At 56.8% G+C, this 23,275-nt stretch carries 17 protein-coding genes and 2 rRNA genes; 12 read left to right on the top strand and 7 right to left on the bottom strand.

What is annotated here, in order from left to right:
- Nucleotides 1-21: 21 nt before the first annotated feature.
- The 3 genes from KF947_RS13505 to tyrS form a co-directional block, all read right to left on the bottom strand.
- A 23S ribosomal RNA gene (locus tag KF947_RS13505) occupies nucleotides 22-2,921 on the bottom strand.
- Between the two features lie 286 nt (nucleotides 2,922-3,207).
- Nucleotides 3,208-4,738: ribosomal RNA gene (locus KF947_RS13500) — 16S ribosomal RNA — on the bottom strand.
- The 16S and 23S rRNA genes sit together here, the layout of an rRNA operon.
- A gap of 473 nt (nucleotides 4,739-5,211) precedes the next feature.
- The gene (tyrS, locus tag KF947_RS13495) at nucleotides 5,212-6,411 is read right to left on the bottom strand and encodes a tyrosine--tRNA ligase (protein ID WP_035582992.1); all 1,200 of its coding nucleotides are present in this window, start codon (nucleotides 6,409-6,411) and stop codon (nucleotides 5,212-5,214) included.
- A 134-nt stretch (nucleotides 6,412-6,545) separates the two neighbouring features.
- Here tyrS and KF947_RS13490 point away from each other — a divergent pair, with 134 nt between their 5' ends.
- Entirely contained in the window at nucleotides 6,546-7,685 is a 1,140-nt protein-coding gene (locus tag KF947_RS13490) for an anhydro-N-acetylmuramic acid kinase (protein WP_227404186.1), read from the top strand.
- A 51-nt stretch (nucleotides 7,686-7,736) separates the two neighbouring features.
- Here the strand turns inward: KF947_RS13490 and KF947_RS13485 are convergent, their stop codons facing one another.
- Together KF947_RS13485 and KF947_RS13480 are read right to left on the bottom strand one after the other, a co-directional pair.
- Nucleotides 7,737-8,918, bottom strand: coding sequence for a PilT/PilU family type 4a pilus ATPase (locus tag KF947_RS13485; protein WP_227404185.1), 1,182 nt, complete (start codon nucleotides 8,916-8,918; stop codon nucleotides 7,737-7,739).
- Nucleotides 8,911-9,954: a type IV pilus twitching motility protein PilT gene (locus KF947_RS13480; protein WP_227404184.1), complete on the bottom strand. Its 1,044-nt coding sequence runs from the start codon at nucleotides 9,952-9,954 to the stop codon at nucleotides 8,911-8,913. Before KF947_RS13480 ends, KF947_RS13485 begins: the two co-directional genes overlap by 8 nt.
- Nucleotides 9,955-9,986: 32 nt before the next feature.
- Between KF947_RS13480 and KF947_RS13475 the strand changes: the two genes are divergently transcribed.
- The 6 genes from KF947_RS13475 to KF947_RS13450 all read left to right on the top strand — a co-directional run bounded on the left by KF947_RS13475 (nucleotide 9,987) and on the right by KF947_RS13450 (nucleotide 14,614).
- A complete protein-coding gene (locus KF947_RS13475) occupies nucleotides 9,987-10,703 on the top strand; it encodes a YggS family pyridoxal phosphate-dependent enzyme (protein WP_227404183.1) in 717 nt (238 codons plus the stop codon).
- Between the two features lie 55 nt (nucleotides 10,704-10,758).
- The gene (gene proC, locus KF947_RS13470) at nucleotides 10,759-11,583 is read left to right on the top strand and encodes a pyrroline-5-carboxylate reductase (protein ID WP_227404182.1); all 825 of its coding nucleotides are present in this window, start codon (nucleotides 10,759-10,761) and stop codon (nucleotides 11,581-11,583) included.
- A 57-nt stretch (nucleotides 11,584-11,640) separates the two neighbouring features.
- Complete coding sequence (locus KF947_RS13465; protein ID WP_133731570.1) at nucleotides 11,641-12,234, top strand: YggT family protein; 594 nt, start codon at nucleotides 11,641-11,643, stop codon at nucleotides 12,232-12,234.
- A 69-nt stretch (nucleotides 12,235-12,303) separates the two neighbouring features.
- Nucleotides 12,304-13,530 carry a homoserine O-succinyltransferase MetX gene (gene metX, locus KF947_RS13460; RefSeq protein WP_227404181.1) on the top strand — a complete coding sequence of 409 codons (1,227 nt, stop codon included), beginning with the start codon at nucleotides 12,304-12,306 and terminating at the stop codon, nucleotides 13,528-13,530.
- The gene (gene metW, locus KF947_RS13455) at nucleotides 13,530-14,123 is read left to right on the top strand and encodes a methionine biosynthesis protein MetW (protein ID WP_027958266.1); all 594 of its coding nucleotides are present in this window, start codon (nucleotides 13,530-13,532) and stop codon (nucleotides 14,121-14,123) included. The genes metX and metW overlap by 1 nt, the downstream gene beginning before the upstream one ends.
- A gap of 41 nt (nucleotides 14,124-14,164) precedes the next feature.
- Nucleotides 14,165-14,614 carry a DUF4426 domain-containing protein gene (locus KF947_RS13450; RefSeq protein ID WP_227404180.1) on the top strand — a complete coding sequence of 150 codons (450 nt, stop codon included), beginning with the start codon at nucleotides 14,165-14,167 and terminating at the stop codon, nucleotides 14,612-14,614.
- Nucleotides 14,615-14,760: 146 nt separating this feature from the next.
- On the opposite strand, the gene sfsA is transcribed toward KF947_RS13450, so the two are convergent.
- Together sfsA and KF947_RS13440 are read right to left on the bottom strand one after the other, a co-directional pair.
- Nucleotides 14,761-15,489: a DNA/RNA nuclease SfsA gene (gene sfsA, locus KF947_RS13445; RefSeq protein WP_227404179.1), complete on the bottom strand. Its 729-nt coding sequence runs from the start codon at nucleotides 15,487-15,489 to the stop codon at nucleotides 14,761-14,763.
- A complete protein-coding gene (locus KF947_RS13440; RefSeq protein WP_227404178.1) occupies nucleotides 15,489-16,649 on the bottom strand; it encodes an aminotransferase class I/II-fold pyridoxal phosphate-dependent enzyme in 1,161 nt (386 codons plus the stop codon). The genes sfsA and KF947_RS13440 overlap by 1 nt, the downstream gene beginning before the upstream one ends.
- A gap of 215 nt (nucleotides 16,650-16,864) precedes the next feature.
- On the opposite strand from KF947_RS13440, the gene dksA reads away from it, so the two are divergent.
- The 5 genes from dksA to KF947_RS13415 all read left to right on the top strand — a co-directional run bounded on the left by dksA (nucleotide 16,865) and on the right by KF947_RS13415 (nucleotide 22,815).
- Nucleotides 16,865-17,302 (top strand): RNA polymerase-binding protein DksA, encoded by a 438-nt coding sequence (dksA, locus tag KF947_RS13435; protein WP_007111809.1) that lies wholly within the window; start codon nucleotides 16,865-16,867, stop codon nucleotides 17,300-17,302.
- A 101-nt stretch (nucleotides 17,303-17,403) separates the two neighbouring features.
- Nucleotides 17,404-18,315 (top strand): tRNA glutamyl-Q(34) synthetase GluQRS, encoded by a 912-nt coding sequence (gene gluQRS / locus KF947_RS13430; RefSeq protein ID WP_227404177.1) that lies wholly within the window; start codon nucleotides 17,404-17,406, stop codon nucleotides 18,313-18,315.
- 1 nt (nucleotide 18,316) lies between these two features.
- The gene (locus KF947_RS13425) at nucleotides 18,317-18,493 is read left to right on the top strand and encodes a hypothetical protein (RefSeq protein ID WP_007111811.1); all 177 of its coding nucleotides are present in this window, start codon (nucleotides 18,317-18,319) and stop codon (nucleotides 18,491-18,493) included.
- A gap of 1 nt (nucleotide 18,494) precedes the next feature.
- Complete coding sequence (locus tag KF947_RS13420) at nucleotides 18,495-21,443, top strand: ATP-binding protein (protein ID WP_227406297.1); 2,949 nt, start codon at nucleotides 18,495-18,497, stop codon at nucleotides 21,441-21,443.
- The gene (locus KF947_RS13415) at nucleotides 21,421-22,815 is read left to right on the top strand and encodes a sigma-54-dependent transcriptional regulator (protein WP_133731576.1); all 1,395 of its coding nucleotides are present in this window, start codon (nucleotides 21,421-21,423) and stop codon (nucleotides 22,813-22,815) included. Before KF947_RS13420 ends, KF947_RS13415 begins: the two co-directional genes overlap by 23 nt.
- Nucleotides 22,816-23,275: the final 460 nt, after the last annotated feature.

Below are 23,275 nucleotides of genomic sequence, written 5' to 3'. Positions count from 1 at the left end.
ACCAGACCCCTTGGGTGTTATAGGGTCAAGCCTCACGGGCCATTAGTACACGTTAGCTCAACGCCTTGCAGCGCTTCCACACCGTGCCTATCAACCAGCTGGTCTCGCTGGGCCCTTCAGGAGGCTCTAGGCCTCAGGGATGTCTCATCTTGAAGGGGGCTTCCCGCTTAGATGCTTTCAGCGGTTATCCCGTCCGACCATAGCTACCCGGCAATGCCACTGGCGTGACAACCGGAACACCAGAGGGTCGTCCACTCCGGTCCTCTCGTACTAGGAGCAGCCCTTCTCAAACATCCAACGCCCACGGCAGATAGGGACCGAACTGTCTCACGACGTTCTAAACCCAGCTCGCGTACCACTTTAAATGGCGAACAGCCATACCCTTGGAATCGACTTCAGCCCCAGGATGTGATGAGCCGACATCGAGGTGCCAAACACCGCCGTCGATGTGAACTCTTGGGCGGTATCAGCCTGTTATCCCCGGAGTACCTTTTATCCGTTGAGCGATGGCCCTTCCATACAGAACCACCGGATCACTAGAACCTGCTTTCGCACCTGCTCGACGTGTCTGTCTCGCAGTCAAGCACCCTTATGCTCTTGCACTCAATGCACGATGTCCGACCGTGCTGAGGGTACCTTCGTGCTCCTCCGTTACTCTTTAGGAGGAGACCGCCCCAGTCAAACTACCCACCACACACTGTCCTCGATCCGGATAACGGACCTGAGTGAGAACGCCAATGATGCCAGGCTGGTATTTCAAGGTTGGCTCCGCCCGAACTGGCGTCCGAGTTTCAAAGCCTCCCAGCTATCCTACACAGGCAACATCAGCGTCCAGTGTGAAGCTATAGTAAAGGTTCACGGGGTCTTTCCGTCTAGCCGCGGGTACACCGCATCTTCACGGCGATTTCAATTTCACTGAGTCTCGGGTGGAGACAGCGTGGCCATCATTACGCCATTCGTGCAGGTCGGAACTTACCCGACAAGGAATTTCGCTACCTTAGGATCGTTATAGTTACGGCCGCCGTTTACCGGGGCTTCAATCAAGAGCTTCGCCTTGCGGCTAACACCATCATTTAACCTTCCGGCACCGGGCAGGCGTCACACCCTATACGTCCGCTTGCGCGTTAGCAGAGTGCTGTGTTTTTAATAAACAGTTGCAGCCACCTGGTATCTTCGACCGGTTCGGGCTTAGAGAGCAAGTCTCATCACCCTACGCCGGCGTGCCTTCTCCCGAAGTTACGGCACCATTTTGCCTAGTTCCTTCACCCGAGTTCTCTCAAGCGCCTTGGGATTCTCACCCTGACCACCTGTGTCGGTTTGGGGTACGGTCGCACATGATCTGAAGCTTAGAGGCTTTTCCTGGAAGCGTGGCATCAGTGACTTCCTGACCGTGGTCAGTTCATCTCGTGTCTCGGCCTTAAAGGATCCCGGATTTACCTAAGATCCAAGCCTACTCACTTTCACCAGGACAACCAACGCCTGGCTCACCTAGCCTTCTTCGTCCCCCCATCGCAACCATGTCCGGTACGGGAATATTGACCCGTTTCCCATCGACTACGCCTTTCGGCCTCGCCTTAGGGGCCGACTCACTCTGCTCCGATTAGCGTCGAACAGAAACCCTTGGTCTTCCGGCGAGGGAGTTTTTCACTCCCTTTATCGTTACTCATGTCAGCATTCGCACTCGTGATACCTCCAGCGAACTTCTCAATTCACCTTCATTGGCTTACACGACGCTCCTCTACCGCGAATCCATATCGAAATATGAACTCACCCGTAGCTTCGGTACCTGGTTTAGCCCCGTTACATCTTCCGCGCAGGCCGACTCGACTAGTGAGCTATTACGCTTTCTTTAAAGGATGGCTGCTTCTAAGCCAACCTCCTAGCTGTCTGAGCCTTCCCACATCGTTTCCCACTTAACCAGGATTTCGGGACCTTAGCTGACGGTCTGGGTTGTTTCCCTTTTCACGACGGACGTTAGCACCCGCCGTGTGTCTCCCACGCTCTACTCACCGGTATTCGGAGTTTGCCTCGGGTTGGTAAGTCGGGATGACCCCCTAGCCGAAACAGTGCTCTACCCCCGGCGGTAATACGTGAGGCGCTACCTAAATAGCTTTCGAGGAGAACCAGCTATCTCCGAGCTTGATTAGCCTTTCACTCCGATCCACAAGTCATCCAAATCTTTTTCAACAGATCCTGGTTCGGGCCTCCAGTTGATGTTACTCAACCTTCACCCTGCTCATGGATAGATCGCTCGGTTTCGGGTCTATATCCAGCGACTGTGTCGCCCAGTTAAGACTCGGTTTCCCTACGGCTCCCCTATACGGTTAACCTCGCCACTGAATATAAGTCGCTGACCCATTATACAAAAGGTACGCAGTCACAGAACAAGTCTGCTCCTACTGCTTGTACGCACACGGTTTCAGGATCTATTTCACTCCCCTCTCCGGGGTTCTTTTCGCCTTTCCCTCACGGTACTGGTTCACTATCGGTCAGTCAGGAGTATTTAGCCTTGGAGGATGGTCCCCCCGTCTTCAGTCAAGGTTTCTCGTGCCCCGACCTACTCGATTTCACATGATCAGATTTTCGACTACGGGGCTATCACCCGCTACGGCCAGACTTCCCAATCTGTTCGCCTAATCATTCACATGCTTAAGGGCTGGTCCCCGTTCGCTCGCCGCTACTAGGGGAATCTCGGTTGATTTCTTTTCCTCAGGGTACTTAGATGTTTCAGTTCCCCTGGTTCGCCTCTTACACCTATGTATTCAGTGTAAGATACTGACCTTATGGCCAGTGGGTTTCCCCATTCAGAAATGTCCGGGTCACAGGTTGTTGCCACCTCACCGAACCTTATCGCAGGCTACCACGTCTTTCATCGCCTCTGACTGCCTAGGCATCCACCGTGTGCGCTTAATTGCTTGACCCTATAACCCGAAGGAGTCTGGGGTTCGCAATAATCACGTTTCATTTTGCCGGATACGCTGACGCGTATCACAATTTAAGAAGCACTTCTTGCGAAGTGTTCTTGTCAGCATGATATACATTGTTAAAGAGCGACTGCTATAAGCAGTGATAAGCGTTTTTTCACTTTAAAAAAAGAAGACCTTTTTCTTTTTCTAAGCTAGAAAAGCATTCGCTTATCACTGCTCATACAACAGCTATCTGATCAGGTAATTCATTGTGGACGCTTACCGACTGTGACGCATCGGTTAAGGAGGTGATCCAGCCGCAGGTTCCCCTACGGCTACCTTGTTACGACTTCACCCCAGTCATGAACCACACCGTGGTGATCGCCCTCTTGCGTTAGGCTAACCACTTCTGGTGCAGTCCACTCCCATGGTGTGACGGGCGGTGTGTACAAGGCCCGGGAACGTATTCACCGTGACATTCTGATTCACGATTACTAGCGATTCCGACTTCACGGAGTCGAGTTGCAGACTCCGATCCGGACTGAGACCGGCTTTAAGGGATTCGCTGACTCTCGCGAGCTCGCAGCCCTTTGTACCGGCCATTGTAGCACGTGTGTAGCCCTACCCGTAAGGGCCATGATGACTTGACGTCGTCCCCACCTTCCTCCGGTTTGTCACCGGCAGTCTCCTTAGAGTTCCCGACATTACTCGCTGGCAAATAAGGACAAGGGTTGCGCTCGTTACGGGACTTAACCCAACATTTCACAACACGAGCTGACGACAGCCATGCAGCACCTGTCTTACAGTTCCCGAAGGCACACCAGAATCTCTTCCGGCTTCTGTAGATGTCAAGGGTAGGTAAGGTTCTTCGCGTTGCATCGAATTAAACCACATGCTCCACCGCTTGTGCGGGCCCCGTCAATTCATTTGAGTTTTAACCTTGCGGCCGTACTCCCCAGGCGGTCGACTTATCGCGTTAACTTCGCCACAAAGTGCTCTAGGCACCCAACGGCTGGTCGACATCGTTTACGGCGTGGACTACCAGGGTATCTAATCCTGTTTGCTACCCACGCTTTCGCACCTCAGTGTCAGTGTCAGTCCAGAAGGCCGCCTTCGCCACTGGTATTCCTCCCGATCTCTACGCATTTCACCGCTACACCGGGAATTCTACCTTCCTCTCCTGCACTCTAGCCTGACAGTTCCGGATGCCGTTCCCAGGTTGAGCCCGGGCTTTCACAACCGGCTTATCAAGCCACCTACGCGCGCTTTACGCCCAGTAATTCCGATTAACGCTTGCACCCTCCGTATTACCGCGGCTGCTGGCACGGAGTTAGCCGGTGCTTCTTCTGCGAGTGATGTCTTTCCTAATGGGTATTAACCACTAGGCGTTCTTCCTCGCTGAAAGTGCTTTACAACCCGAGGGCCTTCTTCACACACGCGGCATGGCTGGATCAGGGTTCCCCCCATTGTCCAATATTCCCCACTGCTGCCTCCCGTAGGAGTTCGGGCCGTGTCTCAGTCCCGATGTGGCTGATCATCCTCTCAGACCAGCTACGGATCGTTGCCTTGGTGAGCCATTACCTCACCAACTAGCTAATCCGACATAGGCTCATCCAATAGCGGGAGCCGGAGCCCCCTTTCTCCCGTAGGACGTATGCGGTATTAGCCTGGGTTTCCCCAGGTTATCCCCCACTACCGGGCAGATTCCTATGCATTACTCACCCGTCCGCCGCTCGTCAGCATCTAGCAAGCTAGATCTGTTACCGCTCGACTTGCATGTGTTAGGCCTGCCGCCAGCGTTCAATCTGAGCCATGATCAAACTCTTCAGTTTAAGATCTATGCGGTTCTTACCCGCCACTCGAAAGTGACAGAAGCGAACCAAACTTGGCTCAAGGTTCAAACGAATTCATTCAAAACATATCCCAAAGGACGAATCCTTTAAAATATTATTGCTTGAGTCGCTTGCCTTGATATTTGGTGATTTGTCACCAACATCAGCAAGCGCCCACATGAATTACCTGATCAAATTGTTAAAGAGCTGTTTCGCTGTTAGGTTGCTATGAAAGCAACCGGGCTGCCGTTGACTTGGCTTGCCTCAGCGAGGAAGGCGTATTCTACGCATTTCCTGGTGTTTGTCAACCGCTGTTTTTAGCGAGTGAAGCGAGCGATGGAACCGGCTCTAACTTCCTGACAAACCAAGGCTTTTACACCTTATTCACCGCTGGTAACGCTTGGCGTCCCCGGCAGCGGATGCGTACTTTACGGATTCGCTGCCGAGTTGGCAAGGGCTTTTTGACAGAAAGTTCAAATAAGCGTCACACGGGCGTAACGTTTCTTACCCGCCTGGATAACATAGCTCTTACCTGTCGCCAGCATGGTGTCTTTGGCAACGACGTCGCCGTCGACTTTTACCCGGCCATTACCCAGCATATCTTTGGCTTGGGCGCTGTTGTTCGCGAGCTCTGCTCGATTGAGCACTGCCGCAATGGGCGCTTGCTCGCTGCCTTCGAAATCGACCGTGACTTCGGGCAGGTCTTCCGGAAGTTCGCCATCGGCCAGTTGATTACCCGCAGACTTGTGCGCATTGGCGGCTGCTTCATCGCCGTGGTACCGGGCAATCAGCTCACGGGCCAGCTCCATTTTGATATCCCGCGGGTTCGCACCCTGCTCAACGCTCTGCTTGAGCGCGTCAATCTCTTCGTTCGATTTCAAAGAGAGCAGCTCAAAATAGCGCCACATTAAGCTATCCGGCATAGAGACCAGCTTATTGAACATCGATCCCGGCGCTTCATCGACACCAATGTAGTTGCCCAGGGACTTCGACATCTTCTGCACGCCGTCTAACCCTTCCAACAGCGGCATGGTAATTACTACCTGGGGCTCCTGACCGAAGTGCTTTTGAATCTCACGCCCCATCAGCAGGTTGAACTTCTGGTCGGTACCGCCCAGCTCCACATCCGCTTCAAGGGCTACCGAGTCATAGCCTTGTACCAGCGGGTAGAGAAATTCGTGGATAGCAATAGATTGATTGGCTTTATAGCGCTTTTCAAAGTCATCCCGTTCCAGCATACGGGCAACGGTGCTTTGGGCAGCCAGCTCAATCATTTTGGCAGCGGAGAGTTCGCCAAACCATTCGGCGTTAAAGCGCACCTCGGTCTTTTCAGGGTCGAGAATTTTAAATACCTGCTCTTTATAAGTTTCGGCGTTGGCTTTCACGTCCTCTTCGGTGAGCGGCTTGCGCGTCACGTTCTTACCGGTAGGGTCTCCAATACGCCCGGTAAAGTCACCGATCAAAAAGATAACCGTGTGCCCCAAGTCCTGAAACTGGCGCATTTTGGTCAGCAACACGCTGTGACCCAGGTGCAGATCAGGGGCCGTGGGATCAAAACCCGCTTTAATACGCAGTTTGCGGCCTGAAGCCAGCTTCTTTTTTAACTCATCCTCTACCAGGATTTCATGCGTACCCCGCGACAGCAGCGCTAAAGCCTGATCCACCTCACTCATTGCCTCTCTCCACTATAAAGAACCGCCCTTACCGGGCTCAGGTGATAAATAGCCGACGATGTTACCATGCTCGCTCGCCTTGGTTTAGCTCTCACCCTGGTTTAGTCTCAGCCCAGCTTTGTACGAGTTCGCTTATGAAAACGCCTACCGCTTCGCCGCTTTACTATATTGGCCTGATGTCTGGCACTAGTCTGGACGGTATTGATGCGGCACTTATCGCCATCGAAACAGATTCGCCGCCGCGACTGTTGGCGACCCACGCCGAACCGATGCCGGACGAGCTTCATCGCCTACTCCTTAAGCTGTGTCATGCGGATCAGGTCAGTTTTGCGCAACTCGCAGCAGCCGAGCACGCGTTCTGCCAATGCCAGGCCCAAGCCGTGCAGCACTTATTAGCACCACTTTCAGTAGGCGTAGAGCAAATCAGTGCCATCGGCAGCCACGGCCAAACCATTGAACACGCACCCGTAGGCTACGACGGCGGCCCTGCGTATACGCTTCAGTTGGATAATCCTAGCCTGCTGGCAGAATTCACTGGTTGCACGGTGGTCGCCGATTTTCGCCGCCGAGACTTAGCCGCTGGGGGTCAAGCCGCACCACTGGCACCAGCCTTTCATCAAGCGCTGTTTGGTCGAGCAGACGCGCATCAACTGGTGCTCAATCTAGGTGGCTTTGCTAATCTAACTTGGCTGTCTAGTCAGCCAAGCGACCCCGTGATTGGTTTCGATACCGGGCCCGCGAATGTTTTATTGGATGGCTGGTTTGCCTTGCACCTGGGCGGCCGCTTTGACCAGGACGGCGATTGGGCCGCTAGCGGCAATGTAGATGAAGCGCTCTTAGCCCGGTTGTTATCAGAACCGTTTTTCCAGCAGCCACCGCCGAGAAGCACAGGGCGTGAACTCTTTCATCTGGATTGGCTTCAAAAACATCTCAGCGGCCAGGAGGCCGCCGCCGATGTTCAGGCGACGCTGGCTGAACTCACCGCTGTCAGTGTCGCCCAGGGGATTGAACAGCTCCGGATCGATAGTGGCCCGCTCGCGCTGATTACTGCTGGCGGCGGCGCCCACAACGGCTACTTAATGCAGCGCCTTGCCCATCACCTGCCTCGCGCCACGCTCACTTCGCCAGCGGCGTACGGCTGGCCTGAAGACTGGATTGAAGCGGGCGCCTTTGCCTGGTTGGCTCACCAGCGGTTGAATCATCTGCCTGGCAACTTGCCCTCGGTCACTGGCGCGCAGGGCCCCCGGGTATTGGGCGGCATTTATGCTGCATAGCTTTTGCTGAATTGCTTATGCTGAGTTGCTTAGAACTGCACTCAGAGTCGCTCAATAATCATCGCCATCGCGCAGCCCTAGATGGCTAGGCACCTGCTCGTCTAGTGAGAGGTTACGCCCCTTGGCGTCGCTGTAATTGAGCAGCATACGCAGGTCGTTAGCCGAGTCAGCGTGGGCCATGGCCACCTCTCTACTGATATGCCCCGCCTGATGCAGGTCATGCAGCGCCTGATCAAAGGTCTGCATCCCGGCATCGCGAGACTTGGCCATTGCTGCTTTAATCTCGGCGACCTCTCCTTTACGGATCAAGTCGGCAATGCGCGGCGACTGCAGCATGATCTCAATGGCCGCACGGCGCCCACCCGCAAGCGTGGGCAGCAGCTGCTGGGCGACGACCGCACGCAGATTCAGCGAAAGATCCATCCATATCTGCTCATGGCGTTCATGGGGAAAGAAGTGAATGATGCGCTCCAGCGCCTGGTTAGCGTTATTGGCATGCAGTGTCGCCAAACAGAGGTGACCGGTTTCAGCAAATGTCAGCGCGTGTTCCATGGTCTCCCGAGTGCGGATTTCACCAATCAGAATCACATCCGGCGCCTGGCGCAGGGTGTTTTTAAGCGCAACCTCAAACGACTCGGTATCAATCCCCACTTCGCGCTGATTCACAATCGCACGCTTGTGCGGGTGCAGGTACTCAATCGGGTCTTCGATACTGATGATATGGCCGCCGACGGTTTCGTTGCGCTGCTGAATCATCGCCGCCAGGGTCGTTGATTTACCCGTTCCCGTGCCGCCCACCACCAGTACCAGCCCGCGCTTAGCTTGTGCTAATTCAGCCAACTGCTCCGGTACGCCTAGCGCCTCCAAGCGAGGAATTTCAATCGCGATGCTGCGCACCACCATCGCCATCTGATTGCGCTGCTGGAAGGCACTGACCCGAAAACGCCCTTTGCCCTCGCGGCTAAGGGCAAAATTCGCCTCTCGCTCATTGGCAAAACGTTCACGCAACCCTTCCGGCAGCGTATGGGTAACCAGTTCGTTAACCTGATGGGGGGTTAAACGCTGCTGACCCAGCGGCACCAGGCCATCGGGCATTTTTAGGCTTGGCGGCGCGCCTACCGAGATAAGCAGATCGGAAGCGTCCTGCTCAACCATAATGTCGAGCAGCTCATGCAGCCATTGAGTAGGCGAAAGCTCGACAGACGGCGCCTGAATTGAACTGTCTTTATTCATCTTTTATCGCCAGCGTCCCCTTCGCACTCAGCTGCGCCTCTTCTAAGCTTACGGTGCCTTCTTTCACTAACCGCGACAGCGCGGAATCCAGGGTTTGCATGCCCAGGCTGCCGCCGGTTTGAATGGCCGAGTACATCTGCGCCACTTTGTCTTCACGGATCAAGTTGCGCACTGCAGAAGTGGCAATGAGGATCTCATGGGCCGCTACTCGCCCGCCGCCCTGGCGTTTAAGCAGCGATTGCGACACCACTGCCTGGAGCGATTCCGACAGCATGGAGCGCACCATGGCTTTCTCGTCGCCGGGGAAAACATCAATAATCCGGTCGATTGTCTTGGCAGCAGAAGTGGTATGCAGCGTTCCCAGCACCAGGTGACCGGTTTCAGCAGCGGTCAGCGCCAAACGGATGGTCTCCAAATCGCGCAGCTCGCCGACCAGGATCACATCCGGGTCTTCACGCAGCGCGCTACGCAGCGCATCAGCAAAGCTATGGGTGTCGCGATGCACTTCGCGTTGGTTAATCAAACAGCGCTTGCTGGCGTGGACAAATTCAACGGGATCTTCAATGGTGAGAATATGCTCGTAACGATGATCGTTAATGTAATCGATCATCGCGGCCAGCGTGGTGCTCTTGCCCGACCCCGTTGGCCCAGTCACCAGCACCAGGCCCCGCGGCAACATCGCCAGGCGCTCGAACACCTCACCGAGCCCCAGGGTCTGCATGGAGAGCACCTGATTAGGAATGGTGCGAAACACGGCCCCCGCCCCGCGCGCTTGCGTAAAGGCGTTAACGCGGAAGCGGGCGATCCCCGGCACTTCAAAGGAAAAATCAATTTCCAGGTGCTCTTCGTAGTCGCGCCGCTGACGATCATTCATGATGTCGTAGATCAATTTGCGCACATCATTATTATCGATAGCGGGCACATTGAGCCGACGAATGTCACCATCAACACGTATCATGGGCGGCAAACCGGCCGAAAGGTGCAAGTCAGAGGCATTCTGCTTTGCCGAGAATGCTAGCAGTTCGGTAATATCCATCTCTCTTCCCAGCTGCGGTAAGGTGCTTGAGTATGACAGACATCGCGCTTCACGAGTCACTCGGCCATTCATATGCTCAGGCGCTTGAACGCCTGCATAACGCATTAGAAAACGCGGGGCGCACCCAGGATGCAGCCAAGCTACTGGCGGTCAGCAAAACCAAGCCTGCGGCGATGATTCGTCAGGTTTGGCAGTTGGGTCAGCGTGAATTCGGTGAAAACTATTTGCAAGAAGCGCTGGAAAAGCAGACCGAGCTTACTGACCTTGAGGGTATTGTATGGCATTTCATTGGCCCCCTGCAGTCCAACAAAACCCGCTCTGTGGCCGAGCATTTTGACTGGGTGCACAGCGTCGACCGGCTAAAAATAGCCAAACGCCTTAGCGAACAGCGCCCAACGCACCTTGCGCCACTTAATATCTGCCTGCAGGTTAATATCAGCCGCGAAGAGAGCAAAGCCGGTGTGCTGCCCGAGGCGTTAGAAGAATTGGCCAGGGAAGTCGCCACGCTGCCAAATTTGCACCTGCGCGGCTTGATGGCGATCCCCGCACCGGCAAAGGATATAAGCGCTCAGCGCCAGCCCTTGGCAGCGCTGCGCGAGGCGTTCACCGCCTTACAAAGCAGCTTGCCAGACGCGCCCCTTGATACGCTCTCGATGGGCATGAGCGACGATTTAGAAGCGGCGGTGCTGGAAGGCGCCACGCTGGTGCGTTTGGGCACCGCGATTTTCGGCGCTCGCCCATCGGCTTAAACGACAAGTAGCTTACTTTTTTACGTAGAACACTTTTACTAAAGGGACACCTACCATGGCGAATAAGATTACCTTCATTGGGGCCGGCAATATGGCCAGCGCCATTATCGGCGGCCTAATCGACAGCGGCGTCGCGCCTTCTACTATTACCGCCACCGCGCCGAATGACAGCGAACTGGCAGCAATTAAACAGCGCTTAGGCATCAATACCCACACCGACAACAATGCGGCGGTGGCTGATGCCGATGTGGTGGTACTCGCGGTGAAGCCGCAAATCATGCGCAGCGTATGCGAAGCGCTGCGCGACAGCGTTCAGCGCCAGCAGCCGCTAGTGATCTCGATTGCCGCAGGGCTAGATGCCGATACGATCGACCAGTGGCTAGGTGGCCAAAATGCCATGGTTCGCTGCATGCCCAACACGCCCTCGCTGGTCGGGTATGGCGCCAGCGGGCTCTACGCCAATGCCAACGTCAGCGACGCCCAGCGGGAAGTGGCCACCCAGCTAATGGAGGCAGTCGGCATTGTCGAATGGGTGGAAGAAGAAACCCTGTTAGATGCCGTCACCGCTGTTTCTGGTAGTGCCCCGGCCTACTTCTTTCTGATGTTCGAAGCCATGGAAGAAGCCGCAGTTAAACTCGGCCTACCTGCCGCCACCGCGCGACGCCTGGCTATTCAAACCGCACTGGGTGCCGCCACCATGGCACAGCAGAGCGATAAAGACCCCGCCACGCTAAAACAGAACGTCATGTCGCCGGGCGGCACCACCGAACGTGCCATTCAACATATGGAAGAGGCACAATTGCGCACCACAATTGCCGACGCCATGCAGGCCTGCGCCGACCGCGCCCAGGCAATGGCCAAGGAACTAAGCGGCAGCTAACACAGCCATTCGGCTAACAAAGCCGTTAAGCTACCGGATCATCAAGGAGACATAATAATGGGCAATGAATTGGGCAGTGCAGGGTTAATGCTGGTAAATACCCTCATCAATATTTACCTCTTTTTACTCATGCTGCGCTTCCTGCTGCAGGCGTCGCGGGCGGATTACTACAACCCGTTAAGCCAATCGGTGGTCAAAATCACCCAGCCGGTAGTCGGGCTATTTCAAGGCTTTTTAGGCCCGGTGGCTGGCCGCTTCGACCTCGCCACCTTAGCGGCAGGTTTTGTATTGAAGGTGGTTAGCATCATCGCCATCTTTATGGTCATTGGCGTTGGCATGCCGCCCATTGCTGGACTGCTGATTGCCGGTGTGGCGGCGTTGGCAAATGCGATTTTAAAAATCTACTTCTTCGCCTTGATTGTGATGATTATTTTGAGCTGGGTAGCGCCCAACGCCAGCCATCCAGGCGCTCTTCTCGTCATGCAGTTGGTGGAGCCGATTATGGCACCAGTGCGCAAGGTGATCCCTGCGCTGGGCATGATCGATTTATCGCCTATCGTGGTGTTTATCGCCATTAACCTGATCGATGGTTTGGTGGTCGGCTCCCTGATTCGTGCGGCGGGCATTTCAGGCGCGCTGGTCGGGCTGTGATGGCGACTGCCAACCCCGCACTCCAAGAGCTAATTCAGTCGCCCTCTTTCAGCAGGACTAGCACCTTCAATGCCTGACTCAGATACGCTTGCATTTGCAGACCGACCGGCGGGCTCCGTCGGCGTGGTCACCCCGCACGTGGCACGCTTCGACACGCCGCTCGCTCTCGCCTGCGGCAAAGTGCTGCCTGCCTACGAGCTGATTTACGAAACCTATGGCACATTGAATGCCGATCGCAGTAACGCGGTACTGATTTGCCACGCGCTCTCAGGTCACCACCATGCCGCGGGCTACCACAGCGAAGAAGACCGCAAGCCCGGCTGGTGGGATGCCCATATTGGCCCCGGTAAAGCGATCGACACCAACCGTTTTTTTGTTGTGTCGCTCAATAACCTGGGGGGCTGCCATGGCAGCACCGGGCCGGTCAGCCACAACCCCGACACCGGCCGCCAGTGGGGGCCTGAGTTCCCCATGGTCACGGTGAGCGATTGGGTGGCCAGCCAGGCGCGGCTTGCCGACCACCTGGGTATTGAGCGCTGGGCCGCCGCGGTGGGCGGCAGTCTGGGCGGCATGCAGGTCATGCAGTGGACAATGACTTACCCGGAGCGGGTAGCCAACGCGGTGGTAATTGCCGCCACGCCGCGGCTCTCGGCACAAAATATCGCTTTTAACGAGGTGGCTCGCCAGGCAATTCGCTCTGATCCTGAGTTCTTTGACGGCTGGTACGCTGAACACGACACCGTGCCCAAACGCGGGCTAAAGCTGGCGCGCATGGTAGGCCATATTACCTACCTGTCAGAAGACGCCATGGGCAGCAAGTTTGGCCGCGATTTGCGTAGCGACGACCTCAACTTTGGCTTTGACGTTGAGTTCCAGGTGGAGTCCTACTTGCGCTATCAGGGCGATACCTTCTCCACGGCCTTTGATGCCAATACCTACCTGCTGATGACCAAGGCGCTGGACTACTTTGACCCTTCCGCCACCCAAGGGGGCGACTTAGCCAAAGCCCTGGCCCCAGCGCAGTGCCCGTTTTTGATAGTTAGCTTTACCACCGACTGGCGCTTTCCGCCCTCGCGCTCCCGCGAGCTGGTCGATGCGCTCACCCGCGCGGGCAAAGCGGTTAGCTACGCCAACATCGATTCCCCCCATGGGCACGATGCTTTCTTACTCTCAGAGCCGCGCTACGACGCCATCTTCAGCGCCTTTATGAGCCGCGCTGCCCGCGAGCTTAATCTCGCCGAAACGGGCGGAGATGAAGCGGGTAAAGATAAAGCGAGCCCGGAGGAGACGCCATGATGCGCGCCGATCTTGAACTGATTTATGACTGGGTGCCCGAAGGGGCGCACGTGCTCGACCTCGCCTGCGGCGACGGCGAACTGCTGGAGACGCTGGCGAACAATAAAGGCGTGACCGGCTATGGCTTAGAGATCGACCACGACGGCATTAATGCCTGCGTCGCCCGTGGCGTCAGCGTGATTGAGCACAACCTGGATGACGGCTTAAGCAGCTTCTGCGATAACAGCTATGATCAGGTGATCATGACCCAGGCCCTGCAGGCGCTGCGCCGGCCCGACAAGATGCTTGATGAAATGCTGCGCGTCGCCGAAGAGGGCATCATTACCTTCCCCAACTTCGCCTACTGGCGTCACCGCGTTCATTTGGGTCTGCGCGGCTATATGCCGGTATCCAAATCGCTGCCCCACGCCTGGTACGACACGCCCAACATCCACCTTTCAACGTTCAACGACTTTGAGCATCTGTGCCGCGAGAAGGGTCTGATGATTGTTGATCGCGCGGTGGGCGTGGGAGATCATCAAGGTCACTGGAAATCGCGGCTTTGGCCCAATCTATTTGGTGAAATTGCCATTTTCCGCGTTCGCCGACGCTAGGCTTAAACATTCAACTTATCGATCATCCAAGGAGCCACGCCATGTTACGCAGATTAATGATCGGTGCCGCCCTTGTCGGCACGCTCTTAGCCGCCGCTGGGGCCAACGCTGAGCAGTTCGTCAGCGTGGGCGATTACGAGATTCACTACAGCGCGGTGAACAGCAGCTTTTTGACCCCGGAAGTGGCCCAGGCGAACAACCTCCAGCGCAGCGCTAACCGCGGCCTGGTGAATGTTAGCGTTCGCGAGCGCCAGGACGATGGCACTACCCGCCCCGTTAACGCCAGCGTACAGGGTCACGTTAGCGGCTTGACGGGCGTTCAGGAGTCGCTCAGCTTTCGCACCGTGCATGACGGCGATGCGACCTACCACCTGGCGCCTTTTACCATGCGCGAAGATGAAAGCATGCGCTTTGAGCTAAGCGTGCGCTACGACCGCAACGCCGCCCCCGAGCCGGTGAACTTTATTCAGCGTTTTTATATTGATCGCTAAGTCGTACCTAGAAACATGTAAATTAGCATCCAAAGCGCCGAGGGTTGGTGTAAGCAAGGGTCTTTCGCCATGGATGGCGAAAGTAGCGCCCAGGGAAGGGTTCACAGCGCCCTTGCGTCACCTGCCCTCGGCAAGCTCATGCCACCTTAAAGACGGACAGGCAGGCTACGGTTTAACCGCACGCCAGAGGGGCGCTCTTGCTCCCGCACCACCTCAATACCATAGGCCAGCACTTCCACCCCGCTGGCCGAGGCCTCCGCGAGAGCTGCTGCGTAAGTCGCGTCGATATGGGCTGCGGCGGCCACGTCAGCAATGCCTTCGTGGGCAACACAAAACAGCAGCACCGCCCGTTCGCCCTGCTCTGCCAGCACTCGCAGCGAATGCAGATGCTTGGTGCCGCGCACGCTTACTGAATCCGGAAAGTAGCCGTGGCCGTTCTGCTCTTTGAGGGTGACCTGCTTCACCTCGATATACGCCCGCCCCCGTTCTGGGTCGTCCAGCCTAAAATCCAGGCGGGCGTCGGCTACTTTCACCTCCCGACGCAAAGTGGCGTAGCCCGCCAAGGGTGCCAACTCCCCCGCCTCCAGCGCCGCTTCCACGATGCGATTAGCGCGGCCGGTATGCACCGAGGCGAGCGCCACCTGCCCACTGGCTTGGGGCAGCTCGATAAACTCCCACGTCCAGGCAAGCTTGCGCTTGGGGTTATCGCTGGGTGACAGCCACACCCGGCACCCTGGCACGTTCACCGCCTTCATTGAGCCGGTATTGGGGCAGTGGGCGACGACTTCGCGACCATCATCCAAACGCACATCGGCGAGAAAGCGCTTATAACGCTTGATCAGCGTGCCCGGCACCAGTGCCGGATAGGCCAGCATCACAGCCTGCCCACAAAGCGTGTAATCCGCGCCACCGCCTCTTCCAGGCGGGCCACATCATTGGTAAACGCAATGCGCACATGGTGTTCGCCGCCACGTACGGCAAAATCAATACCCGGGGTAATCGCCACGTTCTCTTCCTGCAGCAGGCGCTCGCAGAAGGCCTGGCTATCATGGCTGTAGCGGGAGATATCCAGCCATAGATAAAACGCCCCCTGGGGTGGGAGATCCGGTGCCAGCCCCAAGCCTGCAAGGCCCTCCAGCAGCACCTGGCGGCGCTCTTTCAGGGTTTCACGGCGCTGTTCAAGAATACCCCGGCACTCGGGCGTAAACGCCGCCAGGGCGGCATGCTGCGACGGCGTCGCCGCGGCCAGAAACATGTTTTGCGCCAGCCGCGTTAATGGCTCTACCGCATGCTCCGGCGCCACCAGCCAGCCCAAGCGCCAGCCGGTCATACCAAAATATTTTGAGAAGCTGTTGACCACAAAGGCGTTGGCCGAGAGCGACGTCGCCGACAGCGGCGCATCGTCGTAGTTAAGGCCCTGATAGATCTCATCGACAATCACTTCGCCTTCACGTTCAGCAACTGCATCAAGCACGGCGGAAAGCTGCTGAGCGCTCAACGTGTGGCCGGTGGGGTTGGAGGGCGACGCCAACATTGCCAGGCTCGTATCGTCACGCCAATGCTGGGCAACCAGGGTAGCGTCCAACTGCCAACCGCTATCACGCCCCACGGAGATCGCATCAATCTCAGCGCCCGCCAGGGCCATAAAGTGGCGGTTGCAGGGGTAGTTAGGGTCAGCCATCAACACCCGCGAGCCGCTTTCAACTAATAGCTGGCTGGCCAGCAGCAGTGCCCCCGACGCCCCTGGGGTTACCAAAATACGCGCTGGATCTACCGTAGCATTAAAGTGCTCAGCGTAATGCCCGGCGATCGCCTCGCGCAGCGCGGGGAGCCCCGCCGCTGGGGTATAGCGGGTATGGCCACTGACCAACGCCTGCTGCCCGGCAGCGATAATCGGCTCGGGGGTAGCAAAATCCGGCTCGCCTACTTCCAGGTGAATCACATCAAAGCCGGCGGCTTCCCGCGCCTGGGCCATTTCCAGCAGATGCATGACCCGAAAAGGGGCAACGTGATCGACACGCGAATTCCAGGCCATAACGGCTCCTTCATCTAATCATTTTTGAAACTGGACAAATATTGAAAAACTAACTAAAACATGGCGCTAGTCATATTCAAGGCCAAACATTCGTCGAAAGCTCACCATTATGCTTGCAACCCAGTCATTTTTCAGCTAAACAAGCATCCCTTTGGCGTGAGATCGTGACAATCGCTCATGGTCGATCAGTAGTCACATATGTAAGGGGCAGTCCCATGCCAGTAGCAGAAAAGAAACCGGAAGCGTCCAAGTCCTTCACCCCGTATGAGCCAGCGCCGGGTGAAGAGTATATGAACGAGCAGCAGCTAGCGCACTTCCGTCAGCTGCTGCTGGATTGGAAACAGGATCTCATGGAAGAGGTGGATCGTACTGTACGCCACCTGCAGGAAGATGCGAACAACTACGCCGACCCCGCCGACCGTGCTACCCAGGAAGAGGGCTTTAGCCTGGAGCTGCGTACCCGGGATCGCGAGCGTAAGCTGCTCAAGAAAATTAACGAGACGCTAGATAACATCGATGATGACGATTACGGCTTCTGCGAAGCCTGCGGCGTTGAAATCGGCATTCGTCGTTTAGAAGCTCGCCCCACCGCCACCCTTTGCGTGGATTGCAAAACCCTGGCGGAACTCAAAGAGAAACAGCTAGGCGGCTGAGCGCTAAAAGACCGTGCTACTCGAACGCGGGCACCTTAGGGTGCCCGTTTTTGTGAATGGCTTTTTGTGAATGATCAGCCCCTCTCAACAATGACGCTACCATGATTGATTTTGCTCGCTACCGGGGGCGCTTTGCCCCTACGCCCTCTGGCCCGCTGCACTTTGGCTCTTTGGTCGCCGCCTTAGGCAGCTATTTAGACGCCCGCGCAGCGGATGGGCAGTGGCTGGTGCGCATTGAAGATATCGACCCACCGCGCTGCCCTGAAGGCGCGGCGAGCACTATCCTGCGCCAGCTGGAATCCTTCGGCCTGGAGTGGAACGAAGCGATAATGTGGCAGCACAACCGCGGCGATGCTTACCAGCTGGCGCTTGACCAACTTATCCAACTCGGCCTTGCCTATCCCTGCAGCTGTTCGCGTAAGCAGTGGCAGGCGTTTGATATTTACCCCGGCTGGTGCCGCGATGGCGTTTGCGACGCGAACAAACCGCTGGCCTGGCGGCTGCGCAGCGACCGTGGCGAAAGCCCTATTCGCTGGCAAGACCGACTGTTTGGCGATCAGCAGTTTGACCCGGCTGAACTGGGCGATGTGGTATTAAAGCGTAAAGATGGCCTATGGGCGTATCAGCTCGCCGTGGTAGTGGATGACGCCGAGCAGCAGATTACCGATGTGGTACGCGGGCTCGATTTGCTCGATAACACCCCTTGGCAGCGCCAACTGCAGAGCGCGCTTCAATTGCCGCAGCCACGGTACCTGCATCTGCCACTCATTGTGACCGCGGAAGGGCAAAAGCTCTCCAAGCAAAACCTGGCCCCGCCTCTGGCAGAAGACGAGCAGGGGATACGCCAGCAGCTCTTTCAGGCGCTGGAAGCGCTTGATCAGGCACCACCCCAAGAACTTGCCTCAGAGCCCCCCGCGACTCAGCTACACTGGGCGGTAGCGAACTGGTCGTTGTTACGCTTAAGCCCAACGACACACCGTTTAAATCCCCCCTCACCTCCTGCAGGAGATTGATATGTACGTCTACCGCATCATGCTGTTTTTGGTGTTTGGCGGTTACCTGCTCTCTCCGCTACTGATGAATGGCTGGAGCGATCCTGAGGCTGCCTGGTACCGACCGTTTGCGATTTGGGGTGGCTTGATTGCGCTTACCCTCTGGCTGGAGCAGAAGAGAAAGCTTGATGAACGTTGAGATGAACGTCGAGATAGTCGGCGTCCTACTGCTTGGGCTGGGCTACCTGGCACTGCTGTTTGGCTGCGGTTTTGCGGTGGAGCGCGGCTGGGTGCCGGTGCGCATTACCCGCCACCCGATTGTTTACATCCTTGCCCTGGGTGTTTATGCCAGCGCCTGGGCGATTTACGGCAGCGTGGAAATGGCGGCCAACGCGGGGTTTGGCTACCTCGCCTACTACCTGGGCGCAGCGGGCGCCTTCTTACTCGCCCCTGTGCTGCTGGTGCCCATCCAGCGCATCACCCGCACCTATCAACTAACGTCGCTGGCGGATCTGTTTGCCTTCCGCTTTCGCTCCCGCTGGGCAGGTACGCTGGTCACCCTCGTCAGTCTACTGGCGGTGCTGCCACTGCTCGGCATTCAAGTACAAACCCTGAGCGAAGCCATCAATATCATCACCGCCAGCCAAGCGGGCGGTAGCGTTGCACTGCTGTTTTGCGCCGTTATTGCCGCCTTTGCGGTCATTTTCGGTGCCCGCCACAGTCAGTCTCATGGCCGCCACGACACCCTACTTAGCGTCATTGCATTTGAATCCATTGTTAAACTGCTGGCCATGCTGGGGCTGGGTGCGGTGGCGCTATGGATAGTGTTTGACGGCCCAGGCGATCTGCAGCTGTGGCTGGAAGGCCCCGGGGCTCTCCTCCAGCAACAGACACCCAAACTTGATCCGGCCCAGTGGCGCACCCTCCTGCTGCTGTTTTTTGTGGCGGCGTTTATGATGCCGCATCTGTTTCATATCAGTTTTGCAGAAAGTCTATCGCGACATACCCTGCTACAAGCGAGCTGGGCACTGCCGCTGTTTCTGCTGCTAATGGCGCTGCCTGTACCACTGATCTGGTGGGCCGCGCAGTCGGTTAATCCCGACATACCCATCACCGCCTATGCCGCCTACCTAATGACCGAACACTGGTGGGTGGGCGCACTGGCGTTTATCGGTGGGCTAGCCGCCGCCAGCGGCACCATGATTATGATTGCCCTGGCACTTTCAGGCATGGTGCTTAATCATATTGTGCTGGTAGCGAGGCCCCCTGAGGCACGCAGTGATCTCTACGGCTGGCTGCTGTGGCTGCGCCGAGGCTTAGTGGTCGCGGTGATTATCGGCGGCTGGGTGTTTTACCAGTGGGTAGGGCGCCACCATGGTCTCATCGGCTTGGGATTAGCCGCATTTGTCGGCATGGCCCAGTGCCTGCCCGGCATGTTGGCGCTGCTCTACTGGCCAGGCGCTAACCGTAAAGGCATGATTATTGGCCTCATCGCAGGCGTCGGCGTATGGCTATGGGGGCTATGGCTGCCGCTCATGCTCTCGTTACCGGCACCACAACTCCCCTTTACGCCATTTACCGCCGCTGATGCGCCGCTGTGGTACAACGTCACGCTGCTCTCGTTGGCGGTCAATATTCTGCTGCTGATAGTGATATCGCTGTTCACGCGTATTTCTGAGGGGGAGCAGTCCGCCGCAGAAGCGTGCTCCGTCGATGCGGTTATCCGCTCCAAGCGCTTTCCACTGGAAGCCGCGACGGCGAGCGACTTTTCTACTCACTTAGCCCACGCCCTCGGCGATGAGGCGGCTAGCCGTGAAGTTAACCGGGCCCTGAAAGCGCTCAACTTTACACCCCAGGAGCGCCGACCTTACGCGCTGCGTCGCTTGCGTGACCGTATTCAGGCCAATCTCTCGGGCCTAATGGGGCCATCGGTGGCGCGAGACATTGTTGATCGCTACCTTCCCTACCGCCACGACGACGCCCCGGAAACCGACGATATTCACTTCGTTGAAAGCCGCCTGGAAGCCTACCGCTCACGGCTGACAGGGTTAGCCCGTGAACTCGATGGTTTGCGCCGCCACCACCGCCAAACCCTGGCCTATTTACCAGTGGGGCTGTGTGTTCTGGGCGATGATGATGAGCTGCTAATGTGGAATCAGGCGCTCTCCCTACTCTCGGGCATTAGCGGTGAAAGCGTGATCGGCTCACGCCGTGACAGCCTACCCGCCCCTTGGCCCAGCCTACTCGGCGGGGTGCTAGAGACCACCTCAACCCCGCTCTACAAACAGGCGGTCACGCTGCACGGTAAAGACTATTTTTTGACCCTGCACAAAGCGATTCTCAGTGGCAATGACAGCCGTGGCGGCAGCGTTATTCTGATTGAAGACCATACCGAAATGAAGTGGTTGGAAGATGAGTTGGTGCATGCCGCGCGCCTAGCCTCTATCGGCCAGCTAGCGGCTGGAGTCGCCCACGAAATTGGCAACCCGATTACCGGCATCTCGTCGCTGGCGCAAAATCTACGCTACGACACCAACGACCCGGCCTTGCTGGAGACCGCCGATCAAATCCAGCAGCTAACCCAACGGGTCACCAAAATCGTTAACTCACTGGTTGGTTTTGCCCATGGGGGGCGCCAAACGGTACCGCTCCCTGCCTCACCCGTGGCACTTGCATCAATTAGCGAAGATGCACTGCACTTGATCCACCTCGCCCGCTCGGGAGAGGATGTTACCTTAACCAATGAAACGCCCGACGATGTGGTGGTGCGCGGCGATGCCCAGCGATTAACGCAAGTGATGGTCAACCTGCTGAGCAATGCCCGGGATGCCTGCGGCAATGGGGGAGAAGTGCACATGACCGCAGGACGCCACGAGCAGCTTGCCTGGTGGCGGATAACCGATAACGGTCAGGGCATCGATCCACGCGTGCGTGAGCACCTATTCGAGCCCTTTACCACCACCAAACCCGCCGGCGAGGGCACCGGTCTGGGCCTTTCATTGGCCTACCAGATTATCAATGAGCACCAGGGTAAAATAGACGTGGCTTCGCCACCCCCCGGACAGCCTCGCGGCACGGCCATTACGTTATGGCTGCCGCTTTACCAACAGGATGATCAGCCAACCCATGCCCAGGATTCTGATTGTTGAAGATGAAGCGATTATTCGCAGCGCGTTAAAGCGCCTTCTGGAACGCCACGACTATACGGTCAGCGAAGCAGGCAGCGCTGAGGAGGCCAGCCAGCTTGAACTCACTGGGTTCGACCTCATCATCAGCGACCTGCGGCTGCCGGGCGAGCCGGGTACCACACTAATTACCGCCGCAGCCCCCGTACCGGTATTGATCATGACCAGCTACGCCAGCATGCGCTCTGCGGTGGAAGCGCTCAAACAGGGGGCCGTGGACTACGTGGCCAAGCCCTTTGACCACGCGGAGCTACTGGAGACCGTTGAGCGGATACTACACAAGCAGTCGATGCAGCAGAGCCCACCGCCGGATATCACCGATGCAGGCGGCAGCCGACAAACCATGATCGGCAACTGCGTTGCCATGCAGCAGGTCTACACCCGCATTAGTAAAACCGCCCCCGCCGATGTCACCGTATTGATTCTTGGTGAGTCGGGCACCGGTAAAGAGCTGGTAGCACGGGCCATTCACCAGCAGAGCAAGCGCGCCAAGGCACCGCTGATCTGCGTCAACTGCGCAGCGATTCCTGAAACGCTGATCGAGTCCGAGCTGTTTGGCCATGAGAAAGGCGCTTTTACCGGCGCCAGCGCAGCGCGCACCGGGTTAGTCGAAGCCGCCGATGGCGGTACGCTATTTTTGGATGAGATTGGCGAGCTGCCGCTGGATGCCCAGGCGCGTCTGCTGCGCGTTCTTCAAGAGGGTGAAATCCGTAAAATTGGCTCGGTGGAAACCCGCCACGTCAATGTCCGCCTGATTGCGGCCACCCATCGTGACCTGCGCGCGCTGTCAAAAACCGGCGAGTTCCGCCTTGACCTTTACTACCGGCTGAACGTGATGCAGATCGAGCTGCCGCCGCTGCGCGAACGCGAGGACGACGTGCTTGAAATCGCCGACATTCTGCTCGACAAGGCGTGTAAACGCCACGAACGCACGGGGCTGCGTTTGTCCCGCGCAGCCCGCCAGGATCTGCGCGACTACCCTTGGCCGGGTAACGTTCGCGAGCTGGAGAATGCCCTTGAGCGCGGCGTGATTCTGGCCGAGGGGCATCTGATCCACCCGGATGACCTGGGTCTAGCGCCGACCACCCCACGCCCGCATCCGCCCTCTGGCTCGTCCGGCACATCTGCTGTCAGTGGTAGCGGTGATAAAAGTGCTGAAGAGAATGAAGATGATCTCTCTCTAGAAGATTATTTTCAGCATTTTGTCCTCGAACACCAAGACCAGATGAGTGAAACCGAACTGGCACAAAAACTGGGCATTAGCCGTAAAAACCTTTGGGAGAGGCGTCAGCGGCTTGGCATACCGCGCAAAAAAACCGCCCGGCGCCCAGGTTAAGCACCTGGGCACTACTATCCTTTCGCGCCTCCACAGCGAACCTACGACCATCGTCTAATATACTGATTTAAATAAGAAATATTCTGCCTTTCGCTACCCAGGCATTGTTACCTTCCCACACAACGCCGCGCACAAACTGACGCAAAAGGGGTAACACTTTTCGCGCCGCAAAGTTCCGCAGCGACTTAAAAAACTCCAACCTTCTGAAATTTATAATTTATTAAATAGGTGGCACAGGGTCTGCAGTATTACTGGGTAAGAAAAACAAACTGGGCATAGCGCCAGGTCGCCAACAAAAACAACATGACCTCGCCAGAACCTGAGCCACAACAAAAACAACAGGGCCAGGTAGAGATAACGGCACTAACAAGAACAATAGGCTTGAGTCTCATTACTTGCTTGCGCAGGCAACACAGGCGCAGCGAACAACAATAAGAGTTAGCAAGTGGCCCGAAAGGAC

Source organism: Halomonas sp. FeN2 (genome assembly GCF_020595105.1).
Classification (GTDB): Bacteria; Pseudomonadota; Gammaproteobacteria; order Pseudomonadales; family Halomonadaceae; genus Vreelandella; species Vreelandella neptunia.
Note: the sequence above shows the minus strand (reverse complement) of the source record. Positions and strands in the feature narration are given on the sequence as shown.

What these genes read in the sequence shown, in the direction of transcription:
- KF947_RS13490 (WP_227404186.1), top strand. Translation starts at nt 6,546, where the DNA reads ATGAAAACGCCTACCGCTTCGCCGCTTTACTATATTGGCCTGATGTCT.
- KF947_RS13450 (WP_227404180.1), top strand. Translation starts at nt 14,165, where the DNA reads ATGTTACGCAGATTAATGATCGGTGCCGCCCTTGTCGGCACGCTCTTA.
- metW (WP_027958266.1), top strand. Translation starts at nt 13,530, where the DNA reads ATGCGCGCCGATCTTGAACTGATTTATGACTGGGTGCCCGAAGGGGCG.
- metX (WP_227404181.1), top strand. Translation starts at nt 12,304, where the DNA reads ATGCCTGACTCAGATACGCTTGCATTTGCAGACCGACCGGCGGGCTCC.
- KF947_RS13415 (WP_133731576.1), top strand. Translation starts at nt 21,421, where the DNA reads ATGCCCAGGATTCTGATTGTTGAAGATGAAGCGATTATTCGCAGCGCG.
- KF947_RS13475 (WP_227404183.1), top strand. Translation starts at nt 9,987, where the DNA reads ATGACAGACATCGCGCTTCACGAGTCACTCGGCCATTCATATGCTCAG.
- tyrS (WP_035582992.1), bottom strand. Translation starts at nt 6,411, where the DNA reads ATGAGTGAGGTGGATCAGGCTTTAGCGCTGCTGTCGCGGGGTACGCAT.
- KF947_RS13485 (WP_227404185.1), bottom strand. Translation starts at nt 8,918, where the DNA reads ATGAATAAAGACAGTTCAATTCAGGCGCCGTCTGTCGAGCTTTCGCCT.
- KF947_RS13425 (WP_007111811.1), top strand. Translation starts at nt 18,317, where the DNA reads ATGTACGTCTACCGCATCATGCTGTTTTTGGTGTTTGGCGGTTACCTG.
- proC (WP_227404182.1), top strand. Translation starts at nt 10,759, where the DNA reads ATGGCGAATAAGATTACCTTCATTGGGGCCGGCAATATGGCCAGCGCC.
- sfsA (WP_227404179.1), bottom strand. Translation starts at nt 15,489, where the DNA reads ATGCTGGCCTATCCGGCACTGGTGCCGGGCACGCTGATCAAGCGTTAT.
- KF947_RS13465 (WP_133731570.1), top strand. Translation starts at nt 11,641, where the DNA reads ATGGGCAATGAATTGGGCAGTGCAGGGTTAATGCTGGTAAATACCCTC.
- dksA (WP_007111809.1), top strand. Translation starts at nt 16,865, where the DNA reads ATGCCAGTAGCAGAAAAGAAACCGGAAGCGTCCAAGTCCTTCACCCCG.
- KF947_RS13480 (WP_227404184.1), bottom strand. Translation starts at nt 9,954, where the DNA reads ATGGATATTACCGAACTGCTAGCATTCTCGGCAAAGCAGAATGCCTCT.
- KF947_RS13440 (WP_227404178.1), bottom strand. Translation starts at nt 16,649, where the DNA reads ATGGCCTGGAATTCGCGTGTCGATCACGTTGCCCCTTTTCGGGTCATG.
- KF947_RS13420 (WP_227406297.1), top strand. Translation starts at nt 18,495, where the DNA reads ATGAACGTCGAGATAGTCGGCGTCCTACTGCTTGGGCTGGGCTACCTG.
- gluQRS (WP_227404177.1), top strand. Translation starts at nt 17,404, where the DNA reads ATGATTGATTTTGCTCGCTACCGGGGGCGCTTTGCCCCTACGCCCTCT.